Below are 25,139 nucleotides of genomic sequence, written 5' to 3' on the forward strand. Positions count from 1 at the left end.
CCTTACTTCCTGGTTTGTTTTTATTTTCACCGCGCTTATTAACACGGCGTTGCCAAGATACTGTCGCCTCGTTTCAACATCGTCAATAACAGGATTTTAATCTGACAAATCCGCTAATGTTTAATTTATGTTTATTTTTTGTTTTGTTTAATGACAAATAGAACCCGCCTATCCTATAGCGAATAGATATGCAGCCAATTACCGGGAGTTGTTAAAAAATAAACTTTGATTTTTTGTTAATTCTCAACATATTAATTAACATTGCCCATCTCAAAAAGTGCGACATCCGTCACACTTTTAGTTGTTTCCACACTGATACATCACAGTAAAAAGTCGAAATTTTTCTCAATACAATTCCCTGCCTTGAATCATCGTAAACGCCTTAATTGCATATACAGCAAGCCTGACCAGTCACATTTGGTAAGTAATAAAACGATACAGATAATACATTTGTTGCAACATTGTTTTATTTTGAGGTTACCCCAAACTGCTTTGGTAGTCTTTTATGCTGCAAACAACAGGATTCAATCGGCAGATAAGTGGTCAATAAAACAAAAATCAGAGTAGATTGTTAAAATGAAAGGTAATTTAAGATGATGACACCCATCGAAGATAGGCGCGCAAAAACGGGCAGAAAAAAGGCCGGAATATATCCGGCCTCCTCTTTTAAATGCTTAAAGGTGCTGAAATAGACCTTAGGCTTCATCCTGCTTGTACTTGGCAGCAGTGTCCTTGATCAAGGTCTGTAACTCACCTTTTTGGTACATCTCGGTCAGGATATCGCAACCACCGACCAGCTCACCTTCAACCCACAACTGAGGGAACGTTGGCCAATTGGCATACTTGGGCAGTTCAGCACGGATATCAGGATGCTGCAAAATATCAACAAACGCGAACTGCTCGCCGATATTGATCATGATCTGAGCCACCTGAGAGGAAAAACCACAGCTGGGTAATTTGGGCGAACCTTTCATGTAAAGGATGATGGGGTTTTCAGCGATTTGCTGCTTAATTTTTTCAACAGTTTCCATTTACGTTCCTGAGTACGATACTATATTTGATTCACTATTGTACGCGAGAGAAACGCAGAACAAAATCACACTATTTGTAAGGTTATTTAGTCATTTGATTTTTCAATGATGTCAATCTGCTCAATCACTCAAACAATGATTCACTTCACAAATTTTATCGGTACAATAGGTGGCAGTGAGCAAGTCTGAAAATGATAAACCAAGTCCATGGAGAGATACTAATGGCTTTCGAATTACCTGCATTACCATATGCCAAGAACGCACTGGAACCCCACATTTCTCAGGAAACCATCGAATACCACTACGGTAAGCACCACAACACTTACGTGGTTAAGCTGAACGGTCTGATCGAAGGCACTGAATTTGCCGGCAAGACCCTGGAAGAGATTGTAAAAACCTCCAGCGGCGGTATTTTCAACAACGCCGCTCAGGTTTGGAACCACACTTTTTACTGGAATTGTCTGGCGCCTAACGGTGGCGGCGAAGCCACCGGTGCTGTAGCCGAAGCTATCAATGCTGCTTTTGGTTCTTTTGAAGCCTTCAAGACTCAGTTCACTGAGTCTGCTGTCAACAACTTTGGTAGCGGCTGGACCTGGCTGGTTAAAAAGGCTGATGGCACTGTCGCTATCGTTAACACCAGCAACGCGGCCACTCCGCTGACTGATGCTTCAGTGACCCCACTGCTGACCGTTGACGTTTGGGAGCACGCTTACTACATCGACTACCGTAACGTTCGCCCTGACTACATGGCGCACTTCTGGCAGTTGCTGAACTGGGACTTTGTTAACCAAAACTTCGCCGGTTAATAATACTCAAACTGAGTGCCTGAAAAGGAGCCTTATGGCTCCTTTTTTATTGCCCATAAGCACTCTCCCGCAAGCCGACCGCACATCAACAAGCTCACCCTCCGGCAGCAATTCACAAGTGCAACAATTGCTTTTGCAACTATTTGCCTTTGTTTTTATTTATGTTTTTTGACATGAAGCATGAATTAGTGTCTAAGATTAATGGTAGGCAACTGCTAAAGACAGTTCCCTTCCCAGACATATTTGGCGTTTCAGGGGGTTTAAAATGGGCATATTTGAGCACTACCAACAGCGCTATGAGAAGAAACTCGATGAAGAATACACATTACAGGAGTTTCTTGATATCTGTAAGCAAGATCGCAGCGCCTACGCTTCGGCTGCAGAAAGACTGCTTATCGCCATCGGCGAGCCGGAAGTGGTCGACACTTCCAAGAATCAGGTTCTGAGCCGGATATTTTCCAACCGCTTAATCTCTCGCTATCCTGCGTTTAAAGACTTCTACGGTATGGAAGATGCCATAGAGCAGATAGTCTCTTACCTTAAACACTCGGCCCAAGGGCTGGAAGAATCCAAGCAGATCCTCTATCTGCTGGGACCTGTCGGTGGCGGTAAATCTTCGCTGGCAGAGAAGCTCAAGGCATTGATGCAGCAAGTCCCCATCTATATTCTTAGCGCCGATGGAGTCAGAAGTCCGGTCAACGACCACCCTTTCTGCCTGTTTGATGCCGAGGAAGATGGCAAGTTGCTGCAGGAAGAATACCAGATCCCGACCCGTTACCTGCGCAGCATAATGTCGCCCTGGGCGGTCAAGCGCTTGCATGACTTTGGAGGCGATATCTCCCGCTTCCGGGTCGTTAAGGTATTCCCTTCGGTGCTGGATCAAATTGCCATCGCCAAGACTGAACCCGGTGATGACAACAACCAGGATATCTCTTCTCTTGTGGGCAAAGTCGACATTCGCCAACTGGAGCACTTTGCCCAGAATGATGCCGATGCCTACTCCTATTCAGGAGCACTGTGCCGTGCCAACCAGGGTTTAATGGAGTTTGTGGAGATGTTCAAGGCGCCGATCAAGGTGCTGCACCCACTGCTGACCGCCACTCAGGAAGGTAACTATAACGGTACCGAAGGCTTATCGGCCCTGCCCTTTAACGGCATTATTCTGGCTCACTCCAACGAGTCTGAATGGAGCAGCTTTAAAAATAATAAAAACAATGAAGCCTTCCTCGACCGTGTTTATATCGTTAAGGTGCCTTACTGTCTGCGCGTGTCGGAAGAGATCCAGATTTACCGCAAGCTTATCGCCAATTCAGAACTGACCAAGGCGCCCTGTGCCCCAGGCACACTGGAGACCTTGGCTCAATTCAGCGTGCTCTCAAGGATCAAAACCCCGGAGAACTCCTCTGTCTACTCCAAGATGCGGGTCTATGACGGTGAAAGCCTCAAGGATACCGATCCCAAGGCCAAGTCTTACCAGGAATATCGTGACTATGCCGGGGTCGATGAGGGGATGCATGGACTGTCGACCCGCTTCGCGTTCAAGATCCTCTCCAAAGTCTTTAACTTCGACCACTCTGAAATTGCCGCCAACCCAGTGCATCTCTTCTATGTGCTGGAGCGGCAGATAGAGCAAGAGCAGTTCCCTTCCGATACCGCAGAAAGGTATATGGAGTTTCTGAAGGGCTATCTGATCCCTAAATATGTTGAGTTTATCGGTAAGGAGATCCAGACCGCTTACCTGGAATCTTATTCGGAATATGGTCAGAACATCTTCGACCGCTATGTCACCTATGCCGACTTCTGGATCCAGGATCAGGAATACAGAGACCCGGAAACCGGCCAACTGTTTGACCGGGCCGCACTCAACGCCGAATTGGAGAAAATTGAAAAGCCGGCCGGAATAAGTAATCCCAAAGACTTCCGCAATGAGATAGTCAACTTTGTGCTCAGGGCCAGGGCCAATAATGATGGCAACAACCCGCAATGGACCAGCTATGAGAAACTCAGAACCGTGATAGAGAAGAAGATGTTCTCAAATACCGAAGATCTCCTGCCGGTCATTTCTTTCAACGCCAAGACCTCCACAGACGATCAGCGCAAACATGATGATTTTGTCAATCGTATGATGGAGAAAGGCTACACCAAGAAACAGGTACGCCTGTTGTCCGAGTGGTACTTACGGGTACGTAAGTCCTCATAGCTGTGCCCTTTCGGGGCTCTCGGGCCCCGGTATTTGCTTTGGGAGGTGCGTATGGCGAACTTTATCGACAGGCGGTTGAATGCCAAAGGAAAGAGCACGGTTAACCGTCAGCGGTTTATTAACCGCTATAAACAACAAATTAAAAAAGCGGTCAGTGATGCCGTCACTCACCGTAGCGTCACAGATGTCGACAAGGGAGAAAAAATCAGTATCCCCACCAAGGACATCAGCGAACCCGTATTCCATCAAGGTCGCGGCGGCGTCCGTGAGCGAGTGCATCCGGGCAACGACCAGTTTACCCGCGGCGACAAGATAGACAGGCCTCAGGGCGGTGGTGGTGGCAGCGGCAAGGGCGATGCCTCGGACTCAGGCGAGGGTCAGGATGACTTTGTATTTCAAATCTCCAAAGATGAGTACCTCGAGCTCTTGTTTGAAGATCTTGAGTTGCCCAACCTGCAGAAAAACCGCCTGAACAAACTGGTGGAATATCAAACTTACCGAGCCGGTTATACCAATGATGGTGTGCCCTCAAATATCAATATCGTCCGCTCTTTGAGATCCTCTCTGGCGCGGCGCACCGCCATGTCCGCAGACAAGAAACAGCGACTGCATGAACTGGAAAACGAACTGGCAGAGTTGGAAAACACTCCGGGTGCCAGTGCCGAGCGGATATTGCAGCTCAAAGAGGAGATTGAAGAGCTTAAACAGCGCATCGCCAAGGTGCCCTTTATCGACACTTTCGATCTGCGCTACAACAACTTTGCCAAGCGGGAAGTGCCCACCAGTCAGGCGGTGATGTTCTGTCTTATGGATGTCTCCGGCTCCATGGATCAGGCCACCAAGGATATGGCCAAACGCTTTTATATATTGCTGTACCTGTTTCTGACCCGCACTTACAAGAATCTTGAGGTCGTTTATATCCGTCATCATACCCAGGCAAAAGAAGTGGATGAACACGAGTTCTTCTACTCCCAGGAAACGGGCGGCACCATAGTCTCCAGTGCACTGAAACTGATGCACGAAATTCAACAGGAGCGTTATCCGGCCAATGAATGGAATATCTATGCCGCCCAGGCATCCGATGGTGACAACTGGGCCGATGATTCGCCCACCTGTTATCAGATCCTCGAAACACAACTGCTACCCGTAGTGCGCTATTTCAGTTACATAGAAATCACCAACAGGGCGCATCAGACGCTCTGGCGTGAATATGAAACCCTGCAAAAACAATTCGACAATATGGCGGTACAACATATTCGTCAGGCAGAGGATATCTATCCCGTATTCAGAGAGTTGTTCAAGAAGCAGGCGGTTTAGGGGGAAGCGATTATGAGCAAAAAGAAAACACGCCAGCCACTGAGCGACGGGCCTGAATGGACTTTTGAACTGCTGGAAACCTATGAAAAGGAAATCGCCCGGGTCGCGGAGCATTATCGTCTGGGGACCTATCCCAATCAGATAGAGGTGATCACCGCCGAGCAGATGATGGACGCCTACGCCAGCATAGGCATGCCCATAGGGTATACTCACTGGTCCTTCGGTAAGCGTTTTATCGAAACCGAGCAGGGTTACAAGCGCGGCCAGATGGGGCTGGCCTATGAGATAGTCATCAACTCCAACCCCTGTATCGCCTATCTGATGGAGGAAAACACCCTCACCATGCAAGCCTTGGTGATAGCTCACGCCTGCTTTGGCCACAACAGTTTCTTCAAAAACAACTACCTGTTCCGCACCTGGACAGATGCCGGCTCCATCATTGATTACCTGGTCTTTGCCAAGCAATACATCAGTGAATGCGAGCGTAAATATGGCATAGATGAGGTGGAAAACCTGTTGGACTCCTGCCACGCCCTGATGAATTATGGCGTCGACCGCTACAAGCGCCCAACAGAAATCTCGTTTCGTGAAGAGCAGGCTCGCCAGAAAGAGCGCGAGGCCTATCTGCAAACCCAGGTCAACGATCTCTGGCGCACCATCCCCTCACAGCAGACCAAGGAGGAAGCCAAACAACGAAAACACTTCCCGTCAGAGCCACAGGAAAACATTCTCTACTTTATCGAGAAGCACGCTCCGCTGCTGGAGCCCTGGCAACGGGAGTTGGTGCGTATCGTACGCAAGATGGGGCAGTATTTTTACCCGCAACGCCAGACCCAGGTGATGAACGAGGGCTGGGCCACCTTCTGGCATTATACCCTGCTCAACCACCTCTATGACGAAGGTCTGGTTACCGACAGATTCATGTTGGAGTTTTTACAGAGTCACACCAATGTGGTGGCTCAGCCCCCCTACAACAGCCCTTATTACAACGGCATTAACCCCTATGCCCTGGGGTTCAATATGTTCTGCGACATTCGCCGTATCTGCGAACAGCCAACAGACGAGGATAGATATTGGTTCCCGGATATCGCCGGCAGCGATTGGTTGAAAACGCTGCATTTCGCCATGGAAAACTTCAAGGATGAAAGCTTCATCAGCCAGTATCTTTCCCCCACCATCATCCGCAAGTTCAAGCTGTTTGGTGTGCTCGATGATGAAAGCAAAAACTATCTGTCGGTATCTGCCATTCATGATGAACAGGGATACCGGGAGATCAGGCAAATTTTGTCTTCACAATATAACCTGTCCAATAATGAACCCAATATTCAGGTTCATAATGTCATGGTCAATGGCGATCGCTCGCTGACACTGAGGTACATCCCCAGCAAGGGCATCCCTCTGGCAGACAGTTGCCGGGAAGTACTCAAACACCTGCACCGTCTTTGGGGCTTTGATGTCACTCTGGAGCAGAAAGAAGATGATGGCGAGATAAGAGTACTGGCCTCGTGTCCGGACAGAAGCGAATTGATCTAGGCAGCTTTGGTCATAGAAAGCCCTAGATAATAAAAAAGACCGCTAATAGCGGTCTTTTTTATTATGTGCCAACGGCTCATCGGCAACTATTGATTGTCCTGGGCCATCTCCAGCGGCATGGCATCGCGCAGTTTCTGCCACATAATGCCACTGTCGATACCGTAAGCGCGCATCAAAGCAGGCACCTGGGTATAGTTTTTATCTTTAGCCAAGATTTCAAGCTTTTGATAGAAGGCCAGTGCCAAGGCTCTTGCTTCCTGACTGCTGAAGTAGTAGCGCCCAACTCTGGCATACAGCCCCTTGAAACCATTGAGGATCAGCACGTACAGCGGGTTACCTGATGAAAACGCCAAGGTGTGATGCAACTGGTAATCAAATTCGGCATAGGCCTCGGCCTCATCTTCCAGCTCGTGGATTTTTGACAGCACTTCCACCGCCGTCTCAGGATTATGCCGTAGTGCGCCACGGAAGTAGATGGCACTGACATTGGTTCTGGCCGACAGCAATTGGTCAACCAATACCGGGAAACCTTCGGGATTCAGATCGGCAATGGTCTCCAAAATATTCAGGCCAGAGGTTTCCCAGAAATTATTCACCCGGGTGGGTTTGCCATGTTGAATCGTCAACCAACCGTCACGGGCCAAACGCTGCAGCACTTCCCTGAGTGTTGTACGGGTCACACCTATCAGCTCTGATAATTCCCGCTCCGCAGGAAGTATGGAGCCGGGGGGAAATTTATTTTCCCAGATTGAACGCACTATATATTTCTCTGCAAAACTTGCAGGTCCTTTGGCATTGATTATCATCAGCCCGGTTTTCCGATTGTTAGCATTATTCTGGCCACAGATCATACCAGAGCGACGAAAAATGAAAACCACCAGATCACTGATGAAAAATCCCACCCTGCCAAGCTCTCAATAACTGCTATAAAAGTGACCAGGTTCAAATCAGTTGTCACTGAATTTTGCGTTAGAGATCCGCTTTTTGAAATCCCTGTATACCCTAATCATTACATTGAGTTTATCTTTAGGCTAGACTGAACTACGCAAATTTTACCGTTCGTCAACCAAAGACGTAACTACCACACTTAATAACAGATTCACTTATAACAGATTAGAGAGGAAGACATGCCTGCTACACCGATTCAGGCTTTTATGAGTAACTTCTTGGGCAACTCGCCCAAGTGGTACAAGCTTGCGATACTGATTTTTCTTATCATCAACCCGATACTCTTCAGTATCAACCCCTTTGTTGCGGGCTGGTTTTTGGTCGTGCAGTTTATCTTCACTCTGGCCATGGCGCTTAAATGCTATCCTCTGCAACCCGGTGGTTTATTGGCGATTGAGGCCGTGTTTATCGGTATGACCAGTCCCAGCCAGGTACTGCACGAGATTGAAGCCAACCTCGAAGTACTGCTGCTATTGGTATTCATGGTGGCCGGTATCTACTTTATGAAGCAGTTGCTGCTTTATGTATTTACCAAAATGATCACCAAGGTGCGTTCCAAAATGATCGTATCCCTGATGTTCTGTGTTGCCTCAGCCTTCCTGTCTGCGTTCCTCGATGCCTTGACTGTTATTGCGGTTATCATCGCTGTAGCAGTCGGTTTCTACTCCATCTATCATAAGGTCGCATCCGGTAAAGATTTCAGCGCCGATCATGACCATACCTCTGACGGGAATGACCAGCTTAACGCCCAGGAGTTGGAAGACTTCCGGGGCTTCCTGCGTAACCTGTTGATGCACGCCGGTGTCGGTACCGCCCTCGGTGGTGTGTGCACCATGGTCGGTGAGCCGCAAAACCTGATCATCGCCGCCCAGGCTAACTGGCAGTTCTCTGAATTCGCCTTGCGGATGTCACCTGTGACTGTACCCGTATTCTTTGCCGGTATCCTCACCTGTGTCTTGGTGGAAAAATTCCGTATCTGTGGTTATGGCGCCCAACTGCCAGACGCTGTACACAAAATTCTGGTGGAATTTGCCGCCCATGAAGATGCCCACAGAACCAGCAAAGATAAGATGAAGCTGGTTATCCAGGCTCTGGTCGGTGTATGGCTGATTGTCGGTCTGGCCTTCCACCTGGCATCGGTTGGTCTTATCGGTCTTTCAGTTATCATCCTGACCACAGCCTTCAACGGTATTACCGATGAGCACGCTCTGGGTAAAGCCTTCGAAGAAGCCCTGCCCTTTACCGCTCTGCTGGCAGTATTCTTCGCCGTGGTGGGTGTGATTATTGACCAAGGCCTGTTTGCTCCTGTTATTCAATGGGCTCTCGGCTTTGAAGGCAATATGCAGCTGGTTATCTTCTATGTTGCCAACGGCTTGTTGTCCATGGTCAGTGATAACGTGTTTGTGGGTACCGTTTATATCAACGAGGTGAAAGCCGCGCTGATTGATGGCCAGATCACCCGCGATCAGTTTGACCTGCTTGCCGTTGCCATCAACACAGGAACCAACCTGCCATCAGTGGCTACCCCTAACGGTCAGGCGGCCTTCCTGTTCCTGCTGACTTCCGCTCTGGCTCCCCTCATTCGTCTCTCTTATGGCCGCATGGTATGGATGGCACTGCCTTACACTATCGTGTTGTCCATTGTTGGTGTACTGGCAATTGAGACAGGTTTCCTGGAGCAGATGACCCAATACTTCTACGACTCAGGCATGATCCTGCACCACAGTGCCCAGGAAGTGCTGGGTAAAGGTGCGGCCGTAGGCCATTAGTCTATGTATTGACTGAACCTTTTGGTTTCAGTAGAGTCCAAAAAACGCCCCTCTAGGGCGTTTTTTTATGGGTGTCATATCCATCTGAGGAGTTACCCCACCTCGCCTTGGACTGATGGGTAATCAATGGAGAATAGTTTTGACAGCAATGATACGTTTCGCCCACTCCCGCATGGCCTGGGGAATTCTGGCGCTCAGCGCCCTGTCTCTGGAGCTGGCTGCGTTGTACTTTCAACATGTGATGCACCTCGAGCCTTGCGTCATGTGTATTTACCAGCGTTTGGCCGTATTGGGATTGCTGCTGGCCGGCATCATAGGCTTTCTTGCGCCGAGTGTACGTCCAGTGCGACTTGTGGCGGCCTTGCTGTGGGGGGTAAGCGCCAGTTGGGGACTGAGATTGGCCATTGAACTCAACGATATGCAGCAAAACCCATCGCCTTTTTCCACCTGTTCATTCCTGCCGGACTTCCCCTCCTGGATGCCACTGCATGAATGGCTGCCTTCGATATTTATGCCAACAGGCATGTGCACCGATATTCCCTGGAGCTTTATCGGCATCACTATGTCGCAGTGGATGATTGTTGCTTTTGCCACATATCTGGTAGCACTGATGCTCTATGTTGTACCTATTCTGAGCAAGGGCCGTAACTAGGTATTCAATTCAAGCAAGCGGGTTTCCTATGAGCATAAAAAAGCCAAACAATCGTGTTTGGCTTTTTACTCTTGATGCCTGGATGACATCAATCCAAGTCCTTCAGTGGCCAGAGTACAATATGATCTTCAAGATCGCGCACTTTACTCTCGCAAAGCGTCTTGCCCTTCACCGACATCCCTACTTCGTGCATCGCATCCTTGGAGCCGGTCAAAAGTGGGTGCCAGGAAGGCAATGGCCGCCCCAGATACCGACGCCGATAAGCACAACTATCCGGCAGCCAGTCCAGCTCACCGATATTCGTCGCCGTCACCGCGGTGCACAGAGGCACAAATTCAAAGCGTTTTTCATAGTGAATGCAGCTGCAGTCTTTATCAGACAACAATTTGCAGGCCGCATTGGTATAGTAAAGCTCATCGGTTTCATCATCGATGAGCTTATTGAGACAGCATTTCCCACAGCCATCACAGAGAGACTCCCACTCATCCGGAGTCATTTCGGCCAGGGTCTTGGTTAACCAGAAGGACATAAATTTGTTGGTTCGTTCTTGAAAGCTTGCGTGATGGCTATTTTACACTATTTCCGGGGTGGATACTTGATCCGCTCGGAAAGATAAGCCGCCGCCAAAGCGAAATAGTCTGAATTTTGCCAGCTTCGCAAGGCGCGGTAGTTCTGGTATACCAGATAGTGCCTTCCGGTGACACCATCTGGCATGATCAATGAAACTTGCATATCGGTCCGGCCAGGCAGATCGCCGCCATCGTAACGACGAACGCCCAACTGCTGCCAATGGCTGAAACTCGCCTGATAATCCACTCCGAGTTGGCTGTTCTCTATGGACTCGGGCGCTTTGACCTGGCGTCCCCAGGTTTGGGTGTCATCCCAGCCCGTTTGCTGCAGGTAGTTGGCCACAGATGCCAAGCCATCGGCAAAGCTGTTCCAGATATCGATCTTGCCATCACCGTCGCCGTCGCTGCCGTATTGCAGATAGGCACTTGGCATCAATCCTAAAGGCCCCATGGCACCGGTACTCGAGCCCTTGAGCTCGTTAAAGTCGAGCGATTGCGACGCGAGTATTTTCAGCGCCGCAAAAAACTCATCGCGGTAAACCTCTTGTCCCTCATAGGCCAGTGATGCCGTCACGGAAAGCACAGGATAACCGCCCTGCTGATTGCCAAAATCCGACTCGAGCCCCCAAAGGGCCAGAATAAACCTGGGCTGCACCCGATATTGTTTACCAAGTTTGACCAGCAGCGGTCGATATTCTTCTGCCAGTACCCGACCCTTTACCACCATTTCCTCACTGATCGCCTTGGGGATATAGTGCTCCAGATCCTTTGGCAGTTCGGGGGCTGTCTTGTCATCATTGGAGGCCTTTTTAAACAGTTTTATCTGGCTGAAGGCCTTATCCAATACGAGTTGATCTATCCCTTGCGTTGCTGCGTCCTGTTTTAATTTATCAAGATACAGCTCAAAACTGCCTTCGGTCGCTGCACAGACATTGGTCAGCGACGCGCCCAGCAGCGAAATAAACACCAGGGAAAGTCTATCCATAAAACGCGTTATTCCTTAAGCAGAATGATCATCCAGGCCCTTGCTGCGTCTCAGCTCCTTCAGCATATCCACCTGCGGTGGCGGCAATTGCAAATAATAGCCCTTTTCCGCCAGTTCTGCTTTGACCTTGTTGATATCGGCGATACCCAGTTGCTGCCTTTTTTGCAGCGGCAACAGCATTACCAGTTGTGGCGGCCCAAATACCTGCATCAAGGGAGCAGGTACATCATCAAACTGGCCTTTCTTGTTGACGAATAAATAGGTGTCGGCTTTTTTCAGGCTCTTATAGACAGCACAGATCATAATTGTATCAATTTCCATGGGTTCAAACTTGCCACTCATCGGGGCACACTATAACATGGACGCCTTGGAATATAACGCTGTCACGCAATCTGACTGCTCATTTTCTGGAGAATGACGCCGGGATGCCAAAACCTAGTCTAGAGCTAAAGGGCTCTTCTTTTACGCTCTCTGTACTTCATATCAATACCCCAGATCTGGACGCCCTTTTCAAAGAGCTCGATGGCAAGCTCGCCCAGGCTCCCCAGTTTTTCCTCAATGCTCCACTGGTGCTCAACTTAAGTCAGGTCAACGGCACAGACATAGATCTCAAAGGGTTGCGCCAGGGACTGACCGAAAGACAACTGGTGATAGTTGGTGTGACTGCCGCCGATAAGGCACTCAATGAAGCCGCCAAGGCGCAGGGATTGGCCAGCATCAAAGCCGGGAAACAGTCGGAATTGCCACCGCCGCCCCCGAGAGTCACCAAGATAGTCAAACAAAACGTGCGCTCCGGGCAACAAATCTATGCCAAAGACGGTGATTTAATCGTTTTTGGTGCAGTAGGGAATGGCGCAGAAGTCATTGCAGATGGTAGCATTCATGTATACGGGGCACTGCGTGGTAAGGCAATGGCGGGAGCCAGCGGCGATAAACATGCCGTGATCCTGGCCCAGTCCATGGAAGCTGAACTGGTTTCGATTGCGGGACAGTACTGGTTGACTGAAAACCTGCAGCAACACTGTACCGCCAAGAGTGGTTGTATCAGGCTCAGCGGTGAGTCATTAATCGTTGAATCGCTGCCCGGATAAGGCAGATGGAAAGGATAAAATAGAACATGGCACAAATTATTGTTGTCACCTCAGGTAAAGGCGGTGTGGGCAAAACCACATCGAGCGCGGCTATCGCTACCGGCTTGGCGCTTAAAGGACACAAGACTGTTGTTATCGATTTTGATATCGGCCTGCGTAATCTGGATTTGGTCATGGGCTGTGAGCGTCGGGTTGTTTACGACTTTGTCAATGTCATCAACGGCGAGTCCAATCTGAACCAAACGCTGATCAAAGATAAACGCTGCGATAAACTGTTCGTTTTACCGGCTTCCCAAACCAGGGACAAAGATGCCCTGACCAAAGAAGGTGTCGGCAAGGTACTTGATGATTTGAGCAAAGACTTTGACTACATCATCTGTGACTCTCCGGCAGGTATTGAAACCGGCGCCATGATGGCACTCTATTTTGCCGATATCGCCATAGTGACAACCAACCCTGAGGTCAGCTCGGTCAGAGACTCAGACAGGATCCTTGGCATGCTGCAAAGCCGTAGCCGTCGTGCCGAGCAAGGGCTTGAGCCCATCAAGGAATATCTGCTGCTGACTCGCTACTCCCCTGCCAGAGTGAAAACCGGCGAAATGCTCAGTGTGGAGGATGTGCAGGAAATTCTCGCAATACAACTGCTCGGAGTTATTCCTGAGTCTCAGGCAGTGCTCAAGGCTTCCAACTCAGGGGTGCCGGTGATCATAGATCACGACAGCGATGCCGGACAGGCCTACGAGGACACTGTGGCTCGTCTGCTGGGTGAAGAGCTTCCGCTGCGCTTCGTCGCGGAAGAGAAGAAGGGATTCCTTAAACGAATATTTGGTAGCTAAATTATGTCATTACTCGATTATTTCAGAAGCAGCAAGAAAAGCAGCACCGCGGCAACCGCCAAGGAACGTTTGCAGATCATCGTTGCCCATCAACGCGGCGAGCGCGGGGCACCGGATTACTTTCCGCAGATGAAGCAGGAGATAATTGAAGTGATCCGCAAGTATGTGCACATCTCCGAAGAGCAGGTATCTGTGCAGCTGGATCAAAACGATGACAACCTGTCGGTACTCGAGCTCAATGTAACTCTGCCGGACCGCCCTTGAGGCAAGCTTTTTCGGTAAGAAGCAAAGGGTATCAAGAGCATACATTTGAATTGAAGCCAAAGTATGAATAAAGCATCTATGTAAAATAAAGCATCTATGTAAAGTACTGCTGCAGTCACAAAAAGGCGCCCTTGGGCGCCTTTTTACTTTTATCAACCAGGTTCAGAGTGCCAGCTTGGCCAATTTGTCAGCCACCAGTTGGCCACGCCAGCCCAGCAACACCAAGGGCGTGGGTCCCTGTTTGCCGTCCCATACCCACTCAAGATATTCGTGAATATGACGCTTGGATCCAAGCAACTCCATAGGCACACTTTCGGATTCAGCAATCTCGGTCAAGCACTGCTTAATACTCTTGAAGGCGCTCTTATATCCCGGCTTGAGAGCCAACACATCCAAGGGCTCCGGCAGATTGCTCATATCCGCCTTTGCCATAACCTTGAGCACATCTTTGGCGTAAAGACGCTTTTCATGATCCGTCAGCTCTTTCATGGAAAGCACATCATTGATCCCTCTTGGCTGACGCTTAGCCAAGCCGATAAGGGCATGATCTTTCATGACAAAACCCAGCGCCATGTCCTTTGCCAACGCTTTACGCAAACGCCAGGCCGCCAGCACCTTGAGCACAGCCAATTGTGGTGTACTCAACTGAAAGGCGTTCTTGACCCTAAGATAGGCTGTGTCTTCATCCGGCGCGTCCAGACGCCCTTCTGTCATGCGCTGGCTTTCTTCCAATGCCCACTCGAGCCTGCCCTGCTGCTCCAGTTTCTGCTGCAGCTGAGGATAGAGTTGGTATAAATAGTAAACGTCATTGGCGGCATAACTGAGCTGCGCCTCTGATAACGGTCGTTTCAACCAGTCGGTGCGGGACTCGCCCTTGTCGAGCTCCACTCCCAGGCACTCATGCACCAGCTTGGCATAACCCAAGCCATGGCCCATGCCGGCAATGGCTGCCGCCAGTTGACTGTCAAACAAAGGCTTGGGCTGACACTGGCCTTGGCGAGCAAACACTTCCAAGTCTTCACTGCAGGAATGCAACAACTTGGTGATCTTCTCATCGGTCAGCAAGGCCCAAAAGCCCGACAGATCCGAGATGGCCAAGGGATCTATCAGAGCCAGGGTCTTGCCGTCATAGGCCTGAATGAGCCCTAAACAAGCATAGTAAGTGCGGGTGCGTACAAATTCGGTATCCAGTACCAGCAATTTAGCCTCGCGATACTGCTCCACCAGCTGCGCCAGAGTGGCGTCATCTTTTACATACAGGTAATCTTGCAAATTCAACTCCCATCCTGCGCGAGTTTCCAGGTCCCGGAAACACAAGAGCCGGCTGGCGCCGGCTCTTTATATTATGCAGATTTGGCCTCATCTCTGAGTTCTCTGCGCAGGATCTTTCCTACGTTGGTTTTCGGCAATTCGTCCCTGAATTCTACCAGCTTCGGCACCTTATATCCTGTTAAATGATGGCGACAGTGCTTGATAAGCTCCTTCTCGGTCAAAGATTTGTCTTTTGCCACCACAAAAATCTTCACCAGTTCACCACTGACCTCATGCGGCACGCCCACAGCGGCCACTTCAACCACCTTGGGATGCAAGGCCACCACCTCTTCCACTTCATTGGGGAAGACGTTGAAGCCGGAAACCAGGATCATATCCTTCTTGCGATCGACAATATAGAAAAAGCCTTTTTCATCCATATAGCCGATATCGCCTGTGGCCAGCCAACCGTCTTTGTCGATCACTTTGGCGGTTTCTTCCGGACGTTGCCAGTAGCCCATCATCACCTGAGGCCCCTTGGCAAAAAGTTCGCCCGTCTCACCCTGAGGCAATACCTGACCGTCATCACCCCGCACTTGAATTTGCGTCGAAGGTGCAGGTAAGCCGATAGAGCCGTTGTAACCGGCCAGATCGTAAGGGCAGCAAGCTACCAGAGGTGAAGCTTCGGTCAGGCCATAGCCTTCGAGCAAGCGAGTCTTGGTGATGTTCTGCCACTTGTCGGCCACGGCGCGCTGCACCGCCATACCGCCACCAATAGAGAGTTTGAGGCGGGAGAAGTCCAGAGCGGCAAACTCTTCGCTGTTGACCAGGGCGTTGAACAGGGTGTTCACCCCAGTGAGAGCCGTGAAAGGTGTTTTCTTGAGTTCGGCCACAAATCCCGGAATATCCCTGGGATTGGTGATCAGCAAATTGTTGGCGCCCTTATGCAGGAACAACAAACAGTTCACCGTTAAGGCGAAAATATGGTAAAGCGGCAAGGCGGTTACCACAAACTCCTTGCCGTCGTTGAGCAAAGGGGCATAAGCACCGTTGGCCTGCAATACGTTGGCAACTATGTTGCCATGGCTGAGCATGGCGCCCTTGGAAACGCCAGTGGTACCGCCGGTATACTGTAAAAAGGCGATATCATCACTCTTGACCACAGGCTTGACGTATTGCGCCTTTTTACCGGCCCGAAGCGCCCGGCGCATAGAGATGGCGTGTGGCAGAGAGTATTTGGGCACCAGGCGCTTGATATACTTCACCACAAAATTAACCAGGGTACGCTTAGGCGCACTCAAGAGATCGCCAAGCCCTGTGATAATGACGTTTTTGACCGGAGTTTGATCGACCACTTGCTCCAGTGTGCTGGCAAAGTTGGACACCACCACTATCGCCTTGGCGCCGGAGTCGACCAACTGATGTTTGAGCTCTCTTGGGGTATAAAGCGGATTGACATTGACCACTACCATGCCGGCCCGCAACACACCAAACAGGGCGATGGGATATTGCAGCAGGTTCGGCATCATGATCGCCACCCGATCGCCCTTTTGCAATTTGAGATCATTTTGCAAATAAGCGGCGAAGGCACGGCTGCGCTCTTCCAGTTTTCGGTACGTCAGGGTTGCGCCCATATTGACGAATGCGGGTTGGTCGGCATAGGTATTGACCGCTGATTCCAACATCTCCAGCAAGGAAGCATAGCGGCTGGCATCAATTTCGGCAGGCACGTCGGCAGGCAAACTGTTAATCCAGGGCTGGTCCACAAATCTCTCCTAAAATTCCGTCTTCAGCGGAAACGACTCTCTCTGTCGTTAAAGCCCGCAGCGTCTGCGGGCAAAGCACTGAGTATTTTTATAAAGTTCTTATTAAGGCCTTTGGCCTCGACTCTTGGTAGTTAACTTTCGCGCCGCAAAAATCATACGGGCGTTTAAAATTTTGATCATCATCACATAAAAGCTTTTATTTGCCTAGTCCCCCGGATTGGATTTTCTACCTTGGAGAAATCCGGCCAGAGTTTGCGCTACCTCATCGGTGTTCCCCATATGTAGATGGTGATCCCCTGGTAGTTGTACTATCTGCAAATCCCTGTACCAGGCGCGGGCCTGAGGTAAACTCTGCACCAGTCCAGGAAATCCCTGTTCACCCGTGATAAGTAAGCTGGGGATGGCGATCCCCTGCATCAGGGATGCTACCTGCTCAAAACAAAGTCGCATCGGCGAGTCGAGTCGTAGCCTTGGGTCACTGCGCCAACTGGCACCCTGGGCATCAATTTGCATATTGCGCGTCACCAATAATCTGGACCAGGGCTCGGCCAATCCGGTCAACTGCACTCTGGCTTTGATGGCCGGCTCAATACTGTCATAAACCACTTGGCTACGTTTGCTGCCGAGCATACGCTTGTGGGCAGCAAAGCTCTTTCTCAGCCTGGGTTTGGCCTGCTCCACCGCCTCATAGAGAGGAGCGAAGGCTTCAATCAACAGCAACTTATCGACTCGTTCAGGAAACGCTGCAGCATAAGCACTGGCAACGATCCCCCCAAGGGAGTGCCCCAACAGAGTGACTGGTGCATCGCCGGCCAAGTGGTCCAGCAGCAGCTCAAGATCATACAGATAATCAATCCAGTGCAGCGGATAACGCCCTGGCCTGTGACCCGATAAACCATGTCCAGGCCAATCAATGGCAAGAATACGATAATCATTCATCAGCTTCTCGGCCAAAGGGGCAAAGCTGTTACTGTTATCCAGCCATCCATGCAATGCCAGTAACAGCGGCTTATCTTCCGCTCCCCAGCATTGGGCAGCCAGCGTGAGGTGCGGCAGCGGGATCTTCAGTGCTTTTACGGGGGCGGAAGGTTGCCACATAATGCCTCTGTTGTCAGTGTATCAGTTCGCTTTTTTGATAAATTTGAGTGTCATACGGTCACTTTCTCCTATCTTGAGATAAGTGTCCCTGTCCTGCTCACCCAGTCGCAATGTTGGCGGCAAGGTCCAGACGCCTTTGGGGTAATCCTTACTGTCCCTGGCATTGGCGTTGATCTCACTGCTGGCTTCCAAGGTGAAGCCGACCTTTTCTGCCAGTGCTATCATCTCATCCTGCATCATGTAGCCGCTGTCAGGGCCGTTACCGGCTTTGCCCCTGTGCTCAACCACACCAAAGACGCCGCCATCTTTAAGCACATTAAAGGCAGCCTGAAACACGGTTTGCAGTTGCCCCTGACTGGCCCAGTTATGCAGGTTTCTGAAAGTGAGTACAGCATCGGCGCTGGCATCTTCTCCCAGTTTAACCTGTGCGGGAGGATCCAAAACCACCAGTTCGATTTTGCCAAGCTCTTTGGGATGGGCTTGCAGCCATTCTAGATAACGCTTGCCCGCTTTGGCCCGATAACGGCTGCCCGGGTTGTCTTCTTGCGGCGCTGTGTTAAAACCGGCGGCAATATACTGCCCCTTGTCCGCCAACATAGGCGCCAGGATTTCTGTGTACCAGCCGCCGCCTGGCCAGAGCTCAATCACGGTTTGCTCCGCAGTGATCCCGAAAAAAGCCAGTGTCTGCTCTGGATGACGATATTGGTCGCGCTCGACATTGGCTTCCCGGCGGAAGTCACTGTTAACCGCCTCCAGCAAAGCCGGTTCGCCGGCCTGCACCGCACCGCTGCCAAGCAGCATGCCAGCCACCAGCAAAGCCTTGCCAAGCGGCGTTGCCAGCTTGCGATTAAATTGCTTGTATTCCATTTCCCTTCTCCTTTGAATGTAGATTTATGCTGCGGCAACAGACCCGCCGAAACGACTTTTTGGCACGCACTGGTGCCAAATAAGATTGCAATTCAAGCTAACAGTGAGCGGCAGACTTGCCAATGATCAGTTTGATTTTCCATCTATGCGGCGCCAGCAAAGCAGTAGCGCCAATAAGCCGGAAGCGAACCACAGCAATACCCAGACGAACGCAGGCACCCAGCTGTGCTCAGCCAGCAATACCGCATCCCCCCTATCGTCCAGCCCCAGCAACACAGCAGGACTGGCAAGCGCATTGAGCATCACCATCAAGGCCACCAGGCGCAGGCTGCCGCTGAGCAGTCGATTGCCGCCAAATTTCAGCGGCAGCAGAAACAATACACTCAGACTAATGAGGATACTCAGGGTCAGTAAGTCCCGCCCCCACAGCAGTATGGTGAGCAGCACCAAGGCGCCGATAAAGGCAAAACTTATACGGATCCCCCGCGGCCAAGTAGCCAGGTGGTAAAGCAGGCAGCCCCAAAAGGCCGCCCCCAAATAACCGCTGAATCCGATAAGGAGCGGCCAGCCGCCCTGACTGAAGCAGAAACCGGCGCCACTCGGAAAGAGTTGGATATGGCTGACAATCCCGCCGCTTAACAGCGTTGCCAGCGCATGGGACAATTCATGGAAATAGCTTTCCAACCATTTGAAGGGTACAGAGACATAGGGCAGATGAGTCAACATCAAGGCCAGCAAGAGTTCCAGCAGAAACTGGCCTCTTCCCGGCAACGGCAGTGAATGGGAAGGTTTTACAAAAGCGTTATCGGCTGCGGGACTGTCAGGCGTAGACATCTATGCCCACCATGGCTGAGATAGCGTCCCGCTGCGCGGCGTGTTGGGTATTCAGATAGAGGGCGATAGCATCAGAATGACCTGCGGTTTCCCGCTTCAGCTGCTCTCTTTGTTGGTATTTGTCGTTAAGGGCTTGGCTGTCAAACTCGACCAACTGCCTGGATGGGCTGACAAGGATTTCATCCTGAGTCTCAACGGTTTTCTGGGCACGCTCAGGAGGCCTGTTGCCGGCTACCGCCTGCGACAGACTTTGAACTGCACCCGGATGTCCCGTCTGCTTGATCATCATGATACTGGTTTGATCCCCGTTTGCCCCAAGCCCTTGAGGCAGTTAACCCGCCTGAAGCCCTATTCCCTTCCCGGCAGTTTCTTCCAGGCAACTGTATCTCGCAAATACACAGGCGCCAGCTCATCGACCGAGGTGGCCTGCCCTTGTTGCCAACCTAGGCTTGCCAAAGCAAGCATAGCACTGGCTTGAGGATATTTCACCGCATCCAGCAAGGTCAAGTTTTCGGCATGTTGTAAAAGTGTCGGGTAGGCATCAAACCCAGTGCCGCAGCAATACACCTTGTCCGTATTGGCAAAGGGCGAGGTCATTGTCTCAGGGGCGCTCACTTGCTCTATGCCAACCAGTTTGGCCATACCGGATTCCTGCGCAAACGCCGCCCAATAGATTTCGCCCATGCGGGCATCTATGGCACAAATCACCTGCTGCGCACCATGTTCAGTTATCGCTTGCTGCGCCATGGCGGCCAAGGTAGAGATGCCGATTACAGGTACATCCAGCCCCAGCGCCAACCCTTGAGTCATAGAGGTGCAGATACGGATACCGGTGAAACTCCCCGGCCCACGGCCATAGGCGATAAGGCCGATATCCTGCATCTTGAGCCCGGATTGGCTCAGCAAGTTCTCTATCATGGGCAGCAATCTTTGGCTGTGTTCACGGGGCGCATCGACAGATTCCGCAATACTGCCATCTTGCCATGCCAGCGCCGCTGAGCAGAGTTCGGTACAGGTATCCAGAGCCAGAATAACAGGAGAATTGGCAAGTGTAGTCGATGTCATGGGTTCAACCTTGATGGGCGAAGGTATGGCCTTCGGCGAGTTAATAGCGGCGGGATCATACCATCAAATACGCCGAAACCAAGCCCGGATCTGCCCTTGTGATCCTTATCATGGACAATGAGAACAGTTCTCAACTAATATGGAGTCCCCTTTTCGGTTAGCGTCTGTTATGTCCAGCCTCTCTCAGTCTTCCAACGAAACCGCAGTTTCGCGGTTGAAACGTGCCTTTGTCGCCGGTATTTGGGCCACTCTCATCAGCATAGCCATCGGGTTTTCCTTTAAAGTCTGGCTCGCAAGCTGGGTTCCCAAGGCGGATCTGGCTATCTACCACACGGTTATCGACATCATCTCGCTGTCACTGATCCTGATGACAGGCTTTCGCTCGTCTATGGTGGTGTCCTACAGCCAGACCCGCAACGACAGGGATATCATCAATATTTTCCGCTATGTGCTGATCCTTGTAGTGCTGCTGACCTGGGGCATCATACTGCCCTATATCAAGCACAAACTCGCCATAGATGTGGAGTACCTGCAACTGGTGGGCATCATAGTCAGCATGGGGCTCAAGGTGTACTTTACCAACCTGGTTGCCATGTATCGTCTCTATGAAATCAGTAACAAGGTTACCTGGATGGAGCCGCTGTCTTTGGTGCTGGCCTTTGCCCTGTGTTACTACGGGCTGAGTATGGCGCCGCTGGGGGCACTCTTTTACGCTACGACGCTGTCGTCTCTGATTATCGCGGCCTTTATGTATCTGAGAAGGCGGCGTCAAATCGCCACCGCGCCGCTCGCCAAGGTCAATCTAGAGCCGGCGCTGAAAAGCTTTATGAAGCGCAGTGTCACCGCCTCGCTCGAAGCCGGCTCCAGCATTCTGATGATCTATATTACCGTACTGCTGACCATACGTTATTTCAGTGTCGAAGAGCTGGGGGATTTCCAAGTGGTGGTCAGGCCGGTATTTACTTACATGACCTTGCTGTTTGTATTCCCTATCTACCGCTTCGTACTGCCGGAATTGGCGGTCTGTGTTCGCGCCCGGGACAATGAACAGATCCGCGCCATCAAACACTGGCTCTACAAGCTGGCGCTGATTGTCAGCATCAGTTTCTTTGTTGTCATGCTGCTGGGCGGCGAGAGTCTATTCAGAATGCTGTTTCCACCCCAGTATCACGGCGCCGTCCCGGTACTGCTGCACTATGCCATTTTCTTCATCTTTCTGATGCTCAACGGTTATCAACTGGCCTATATCAAGGCCGAAGGCTACTTCAATGCCAGTTTGCTGATCCGCCTGGCCGGCATCATTACTCTGGTAGGCGCCTTCTTCCTGCTCAGACAACTGACGGCCAATGTGGTGGCGGTGATCCTCGCCCTCGGCTGCGGTTACTTGATGATGTACCTGATAGGCGCTCTGGTGGAGCGCCATATCCGCCACAGTAAAGCCCAGGCTTCACCGGCCGTTTCCTAAGGAAGAGGGTTTCCGGGTATCAACCAAGGAAAGCGGCCAGTCTGATTTACTCTTGAGTCAATTTCGCTTGATAGTAGCTTCGGGCTATGGCTGTTTTCACCTTCAGCGGCTAAGGTTAACCCCCAAGGAACAGCACGCAACAGCAAAGGATTGGAGGCCAGGGAATGCCAGGCGCCTATGCACACCTCACACTGGTCAATAGCCTCAGACAGCCACTTGAGCTGGAGGCGGTTACCCATATGCCCAAGGCCGCTATTCGCGCCTTACTGAAACACTTCAAGTACTGCGAGCTTGGGGCTGTCAGCCCGGATTATCCCTATCTCGCTCTCAATGACCGCCAACAGGCCAAAAGTTGGGCCGACAAGATGCATTACCAGCATAGCGGCGAAATGCTCAAAGCCGGCGTTCGTCACCTGGCCTGCAGTGAAGGGGAAGAACGCGACAAGGGCCTGGCCTGGTTGCTGGGCTATTGTGCCCATGTGATCACAGATGTCACTGTCCATCCGGTTATTGAGATGAAAGTAGGCCCCTACAAAGAAAACGCCGATGCCCACAGGCATTGTGAAATGCATCAGGATGCCTATATCTATCCCAAGCTCAATCTCGGGGCAATCGGTCTGTCCGAACACCTGGATTCCGGCATTGCCGCCTGCTGCGATGCCACAGGCCAGAAGCTGGATCCTGTCATAGAGAGATTGTGGGACAACTGCTTCAAAGATGTATATATAGAGGAATGGGCCAATAATGCGCCCGCCATCAATGACTGGCATAAAGGCTTTATCACTGTGGTGGACAAGATTGCCGAGGAAGGCAACAGACTGCTGCCGTTTGCCCGCCACCTGGGCGTCAAGTTCGCCGTCCTATACCCTGAGCAGGAGCAGATTGAAAAAACGTATTTAACCCTGACCACCCCTGAAGGCGATATGCACTATGACGCAATTTTTCTGCGCGCCAGAGAAAACGTCAAACACTTTTGGCAACTTATCGCCAGCGGTGTGCTGGAGCAAGATAGCGCCTATCTGGAAAGTATCAAAGATTGGAATTTGGACACGGGCCGGGATGCCGCAGGTAAACTGGCCTTTTGGCAAGAACTAACGCCGACCTAGCACTATTTGTAGATAAGGATTCAAGGATGAAATCAATTTTCCATCAAGGCCCAATCGTCTGCCTGCTGCTGGTGCTGCTACCGACACTTGGTGGCTGCGGTCTCGGTGACAGGCATGATCAGGAATACCAACAACTGGCACCGGCACTGACCAAGGTGACCAGCGCGGCCGAAGCCACCATACGTTATGAAAATCATCCGGCCAACCTCGACGGCCAAACTTTATTGGCGTTGGCCACAGCCCATGACGCCTCCCTGCTCGAGCCATTCAGTCAATACCAACTGCACCTGTTTCGTATCGAGGATCATGCCCTCTTGTTGCTTTGCAGCGCAGACGGTGAGCGGGCCCTGATGGAAGACAGTGGCTGCACCGCAAAGCTCGACAAACAGCATTGGCAACAGGGCACACATCCCTGTGAGACCAGTATTGCACCTGCCAACATCTGCCTGGATGAACTGTGATCCCTGTCATAGTATCGCGTTTCCTGCAAAGGGTATCCTAGGCGCACTTGGGCGCTCGCGCCCCTTTAACCTCAATAGCTTAGTGCTGGTTACCGGGTCTTGAGACAATATTCGGCAAACAGGCACCCGCCATAGCAGTAAAGGAAATCTCATGTCAGACAGTCATTGCCGTCACGGCAGCTTCACCAAACCTCTTCGTCGCCTTCGCCGTCTTCGCAGCTCAGAAGCCATGCGGGATCTGGTTCGCGAGCAGCAAGTTTCCCTGACAGATCTGGTACACCCACTTTTCATCGAAGAAGGCATTACTGAGCCTGTGGCCATCAGCACCCTTCCCGGGATCAGCCGATTGCCCGAGAGCATGCTGGCAGCTGAGATCCGTGAGCTGAAGGCCCTCGGGATCCGCTATGTGATGCCCTTTGGTATTTCACACCATAAAGATGCCATCGGCAGCGATACCTGGAACGATGACGGCCTGTTGGCACGGATGATCCGCACCATCAAGCAGGAAGCGCCCGAGATGCTGGTGATCCCGGATATCTGTTTCTGCGAGTACACAGATCACGGCCACTGTGGTGTGGTTGAGCACAATGAAGTTTGTAATGACGCGACTGTGGAAAACCTGGTCAAGCAGTCTGTCTGCGCTGCCCGCGCCGGTGCCGACATGCTGGCCCCTTCGGCCATGATGGACGGCCAAATTCGGGCGATACGCGAGGGCCTGGATGCGGCCGGTTTTGAAAATGTTGCCATTTTGGCCCACTCGGCCAAGTTTGCCTCCTCTTTCTACGGTCCATTCCGGGCGGCGGTAGATTGTGAACTCAGCGGCAATCGTAAAGGTTATCAACTGGATAGCGCCAATGGCCGGCAAGCGCTGTTAGAGGCCCTGCTCGATGAAGAGGAAGGTGCCGATATTCTGATGGTTAAACCAGGTACGCCTTATCTGGATGTGTTGTCACAATTGAGAGAGCGTACCGAGTTGCCTTTGGCGGCTTATCATGTGGGCGGTGAATATGCCGGGATCAAGTTCGCGGCTCTGGCCGGCGCTCTGGACGAAAGAGCCGTGGTTACCGAAAGCTTTGTCGGCTTCAAACGCGCCGGTGCCAGCTTGATTGTCAGCTACTACACCAAGCAATTTGCTTCCTGGCTGGCCGCAGATCGCGACTAATAGCTAGTACAGAGAGACAGAGAGCAAAAGGCGCCTAGTTTTAGGCGCCTTTTTACTATCAAT

Annotated in this window: 25 protein-coding genes; 13 read left to right on the forward strand and 12 right to left on the reverse strand. The window is 51.2% G+C overall.

All coding sequences use genetic code 11. From position 1 onward, the window contains the following. Positions 1–695 precede the first annotated feature (695 nt). Positions 696–1,031, reverse strand: a complete 336-nt coding sequence (locus E1N14_RS11955) for a Grx4 family monothiol glutaredoxin (protein WP_025011618.1) — start codon at positions 1,029–1,031, stop codon at positions 696–698. A gap of 221 nt (positions 1,032–1,252) precedes the next feature. Here E1N14_RS11955 and sodB point away from each other — a divergent pair, with 221 nt between their 5' ends. From sodB to E1N14_RS11975, 4 genes are all read left to right on the forward strand, one after another. Next, positions 1,253–1,837, forward strand: coding sequence for a superoxide dismutase [Fe] (gene sodB, locus E1N14_RS11960; protein WP_025011619.1), 585 nt, complete (start codon positions 1,253–1,255; stop codon positions 1,835–1,837). Positions 1,838–2,102: 265 nt separating this feature from the next. Beyond that, the gene (locus E1N14_RS11965) at positions 2,103–4,037 is read left to right on the forward strand and encodes a PrkA family serine protein kinase (protein WP_025011620.1); all 1,935 of its coding nucleotides are present in this window, start codon (positions 2,103–2,105) and stop codon (positions 4,035–4,037) included. Positions 4,038–4,088: 51 nt separating this feature from the next. After that, the gene (locus E1N14_RS11970) at positions 4,089–5,354 is read left to right on the forward strand and encodes a YeaH/YhbH family protein (protein ID WP_025011621.1); all 1,266 of its coding nucleotides are present in this window, start codon (positions 4,089–4,091) and stop codon (positions 5,352–5,354) included. 12 nt (positions 5,355–5,366) lie between these two features. Continuing rightward, positions 5,367–6,887: a SpoVR family protein gene (locus E1N14_RS11975; RefSeq protein ID WP_062793786.1), complete on the forward strand. Its 1,521-nt coding sequence runs from the start codon at positions 5,367–5,369 to the stop codon at positions 6,885–6,887. 86 nt (positions 6,888–6,973) lie between these two features. On the opposite strand, the gene fadR is transcribed toward E1N14_RS11975, so the two are convergent. After that, the gene (fadR, locus tag E1N14_RS11980; protein WP_025011622.1) at positions 6,974–7,693 is read right to left on the reverse strand and encodes a fatty acid metabolism transcriptional regulator FadR; all 720 of its coding nucleotides are present in this window, start codon (positions 7,691–7,693) and stop codon (positions 6,974–6,976) included. 321 nt (positions 7,694–8,014) lie between these two features. Between fadR and nhaB the strand changes: the two genes are divergently transcribed. Beyond that, positions 8,015–9,604 (forward strand): sodium/proton antiporter NhaB, encoded by a 1,590-nt coding sequence (gene nhaB / locus E1N14_RS11985; protein ID WP_025011623.1) that lies wholly within the window; start codon positions 8,015–8,017, stop codon positions 9,602–9,604. A 139-nt stretch (positions 9,605–9,743) separates the two neighbouring features. After that, complete coding sequence (dsbB, locus tag E1N14_RS11990) at positions 9,744–10,256, forward strand: disulfide bond formation protein DsbB (RefSeq protein ID WP_025011624.1); 513 nt, start codon at positions 9,744–9,746, stop codon at positions 10,254–10,256. Between the two features lie 88 nt (positions 10,257–10,344). Here the strand turns inward: dsbB and E1N14_RS11995 are convergent, their stop codons facing one another. From E1N14_RS11995 to E1N14_RS12005, 3 genes are read right to left on the reverse strand one after another with little or no spacing between them, the layout of a single operon-like run. Next, positions 10,345–10,785, reverse strand: coding sequence for a YcgN family cysteine cluster protein (locus tag E1N14_RS11995; RefSeq protein WP_062793787.1), 441 nt, complete (start codon positions 10,783–10,785; stop codon positions 10,345–10,347). A gap of 47 nt (positions 10,786–10,832) precedes the next feature. Then, the gene (locus E1N14_RS12000) at positions 10,833–11,810 is read right to left on the reverse strand and encodes a lytic murein transglycosylase (protein WP_025011625.1); all 978 of its coding nucleotides are present in this window, start codon (positions 11,808–11,810) and stop codon (positions 10,833–10,835) included. Positions 11,811–11,825: 15 nt separating this feature from the next. Next, a complete protein-coding gene (locus E1N14_RS12005) occupies positions 11,826–12,113 on the reverse strand; it encodes a YcgL domain-containing protein (RefSeq protein ID WP_025011626.1) in 288 nt (95 codons plus the stop codon). Positions 12,114–12,235: 122 nt separating this feature from the next. Here E1N14_RS12005 and minC point away from each other — a divergent pair, with 122 nt between their 5' ends. From minC to minE, 3 genes are read left to right on the forward strand one after another with little or no spacing between them, the layout of a single operon-like run. After that, positions 12,236–12,901, forward strand: a complete 666-nt coding sequence (minC, locus tag E1N14_RS12010; protein WP_028781479.1) for a septum site-determining protein MinC — start codon at positions 12,236–12,238, stop codon at positions 12,899–12,901. A gap of 26 nt (positions 12,902–12,927) precedes the next feature. Next, entirely contained in the window at positions 12,928–13,737 is an 810-nt protein-coding gene (minD, locus tag E1N14_RS12015) for a septum site-determining protein MinD (protein ID WP_025011627.1), read from the forward strand. Positions 13,738–13,740: 3 nt separating this feature from the next. Then, positions 13,741–14,001 carry a cell division topological specificity factor MinE gene (gene minE / locus E1N14_RS12020; RefSeq protein ID WP_028781478.1) on the forward strand — a complete coding sequence of 87 codons (261 nt, stop codon included), beginning with the start codon at positions 13,741–13,743 and terminating at the stop codon, positions 13,999–14,001. Positions 14,002–14,163: 162 nt separating this feature from the next. Here the strand turns inward: minE and rnd are convergent, their stop codons facing one another. The 7 genes from rnd to tsaB form a co-directional block, all read right to left on the reverse strand. After that, complete coding sequence (gene rnd / locus E1N14_RS12025; RefSeq protein WP_144131233.1) at positions 14,164–15,273, reverse strand: ribonuclease D; 1,110 nt, start codon at positions 15,271–15,273, stop codon at positions 14,164–14,166. Between the two features lie 71 nt (positions 15,274–15,344). Then, on the reverse strand, positions 15,345–17,018 hold the full coding sequence (gene fadD / locus E1N14_RS12030; protein WP_025011628.1) for a long-chain-fatty-acid--CoA ligase FadD: 1,674 nt from the start codon (positions 17,016–17,018) through the stop codon (positions 15,345–15,347). Positions 17,019–17,222: 204 nt separating this feature from the next. Continuing rightward, the gene (locus E1N14_RS12035; RefSeq protein WP_062793788.1) at positions 17,223–18,116 is read right to left on the reverse strand and encodes an alpha/beta fold hydrolase; all 894 of its coding nucleotides are present in this window, start codon (positions 18,114–18,116) and stop codon (positions 17,223–17,225) included. 21 nt (positions 18,117–18,137) lie between these two features. After that, entirely contained in the window at positions 18,138–18,983 is an 846-nt protein-coding gene (locus E1N14_RS12040; protein WP_025011629.1) for a class I SAM-dependent methyltransferase, read from the reverse strand. Between the two features lie 126 nt (positions 18,984–19,109). Next, positions 19,110–19,817, reverse strand: coding sequence for a M50 family metallopeptidase (locus E1N14_RS12045; protein WP_025011630.1), 708 nt, complete (start codon positions 19,815–19,817; stop codon positions 19,110–19,112). Further along, complete coding sequence (locus tag E1N14_RS12050; RefSeq protein WP_062793789.1) at positions 19,804–20,106, reverse strand: hypothetical protein; 303 nt, start codon at positions 20,104–20,106, stop codon at positions 19,804–19,806. The genes E1N14_RS12045 and E1N14_RS12050 overlap by 14 nt, the downstream gene beginning before the upstream one ends. A gap of 59 nt (positions 20,107–20,165) precedes the next feature. Further along, positions 20,166–20,882: a tRNA (adenosine(37)-N6)-threonylcarbamoyltransferase complex dimerization subunit type 1 TsaB gene (gene tsaB / locus E1N14_RS12055; protein WP_025011631.1), complete on the reverse strand. Its 717-nt coding sequence runs from the start codon at positions 20,880–20,882 to the stop codon at positions 20,166–20,168. Between the two features lie 169 nt (positions 20,883–21,051). Here tsaB and E1N14_RS12060 point away from each other — a divergent pair, with 169 nt between their 5' ends. The 4 genes from E1N14_RS12060 to hemB all read left to right on the forward strand — a co-directional run bounded on the left by E1N14_RS12060 (position 21,052) and on the right by hemB (position 25,076). Continuing rightward, complete coding sequence (locus tag E1N14_RS12060) at positions 21,052–22,347, forward strand: MATE family efflux transporter (RefSeq protein ID WP_025011632.1); 1,296 nt, start codon at positions 21,052–21,054, stop codon at positions 22,345–22,347. 164 nt (positions 22,348–22,511) lie between these two features. Continuing rightward, on the forward strand, positions 22,512–23,453 hold the full coding sequence (locus E1N14_RS12065; RefSeq protein WP_025011633.1) for a zinc dependent phospholipase C family protein: 942 nt from the start codon (positions 22,512–22,514) through the stop codon (positions 23,451–23,453). A gap of 26 nt (positions 23,454–23,479) precedes the next feature. Beyond that, a complete protein-coding gene (locus E1N14_RS12070) occupies positions 23,480–23,914 on the forward strand; it encodes a hypothetical protein (protein WP_025011634.1) in 435 nt (144 codons plus the stop codon). A gap of 151 nt (positions 23,915–24,065) precedes the next feature. Continuing rightward, the gene (hemB, locus tag E1N14_RS12075; protein WP_062793790.1) at positions 24,066–25,076 is read left to right on the forward strand and encodes a porphobilinogen synthase; all 1,011 of its coding nucleotides are present in this window, start codon (positions 24,066–24,068) and stop codon (positions 25,074–25,076) included. Positions 25,077–25,139: the final 63 nt, after the last annotated feature.

The organism is Shewanella algae, from assembly GCF_009183365.2.
In the GTDB taxonomy this organism is placed as follows: Bacteria; Pseudomonadota; Gammaproteobacteria; order Enterobacterales; family Shewanellaceae; genus Shewanella; species Shewanella algae.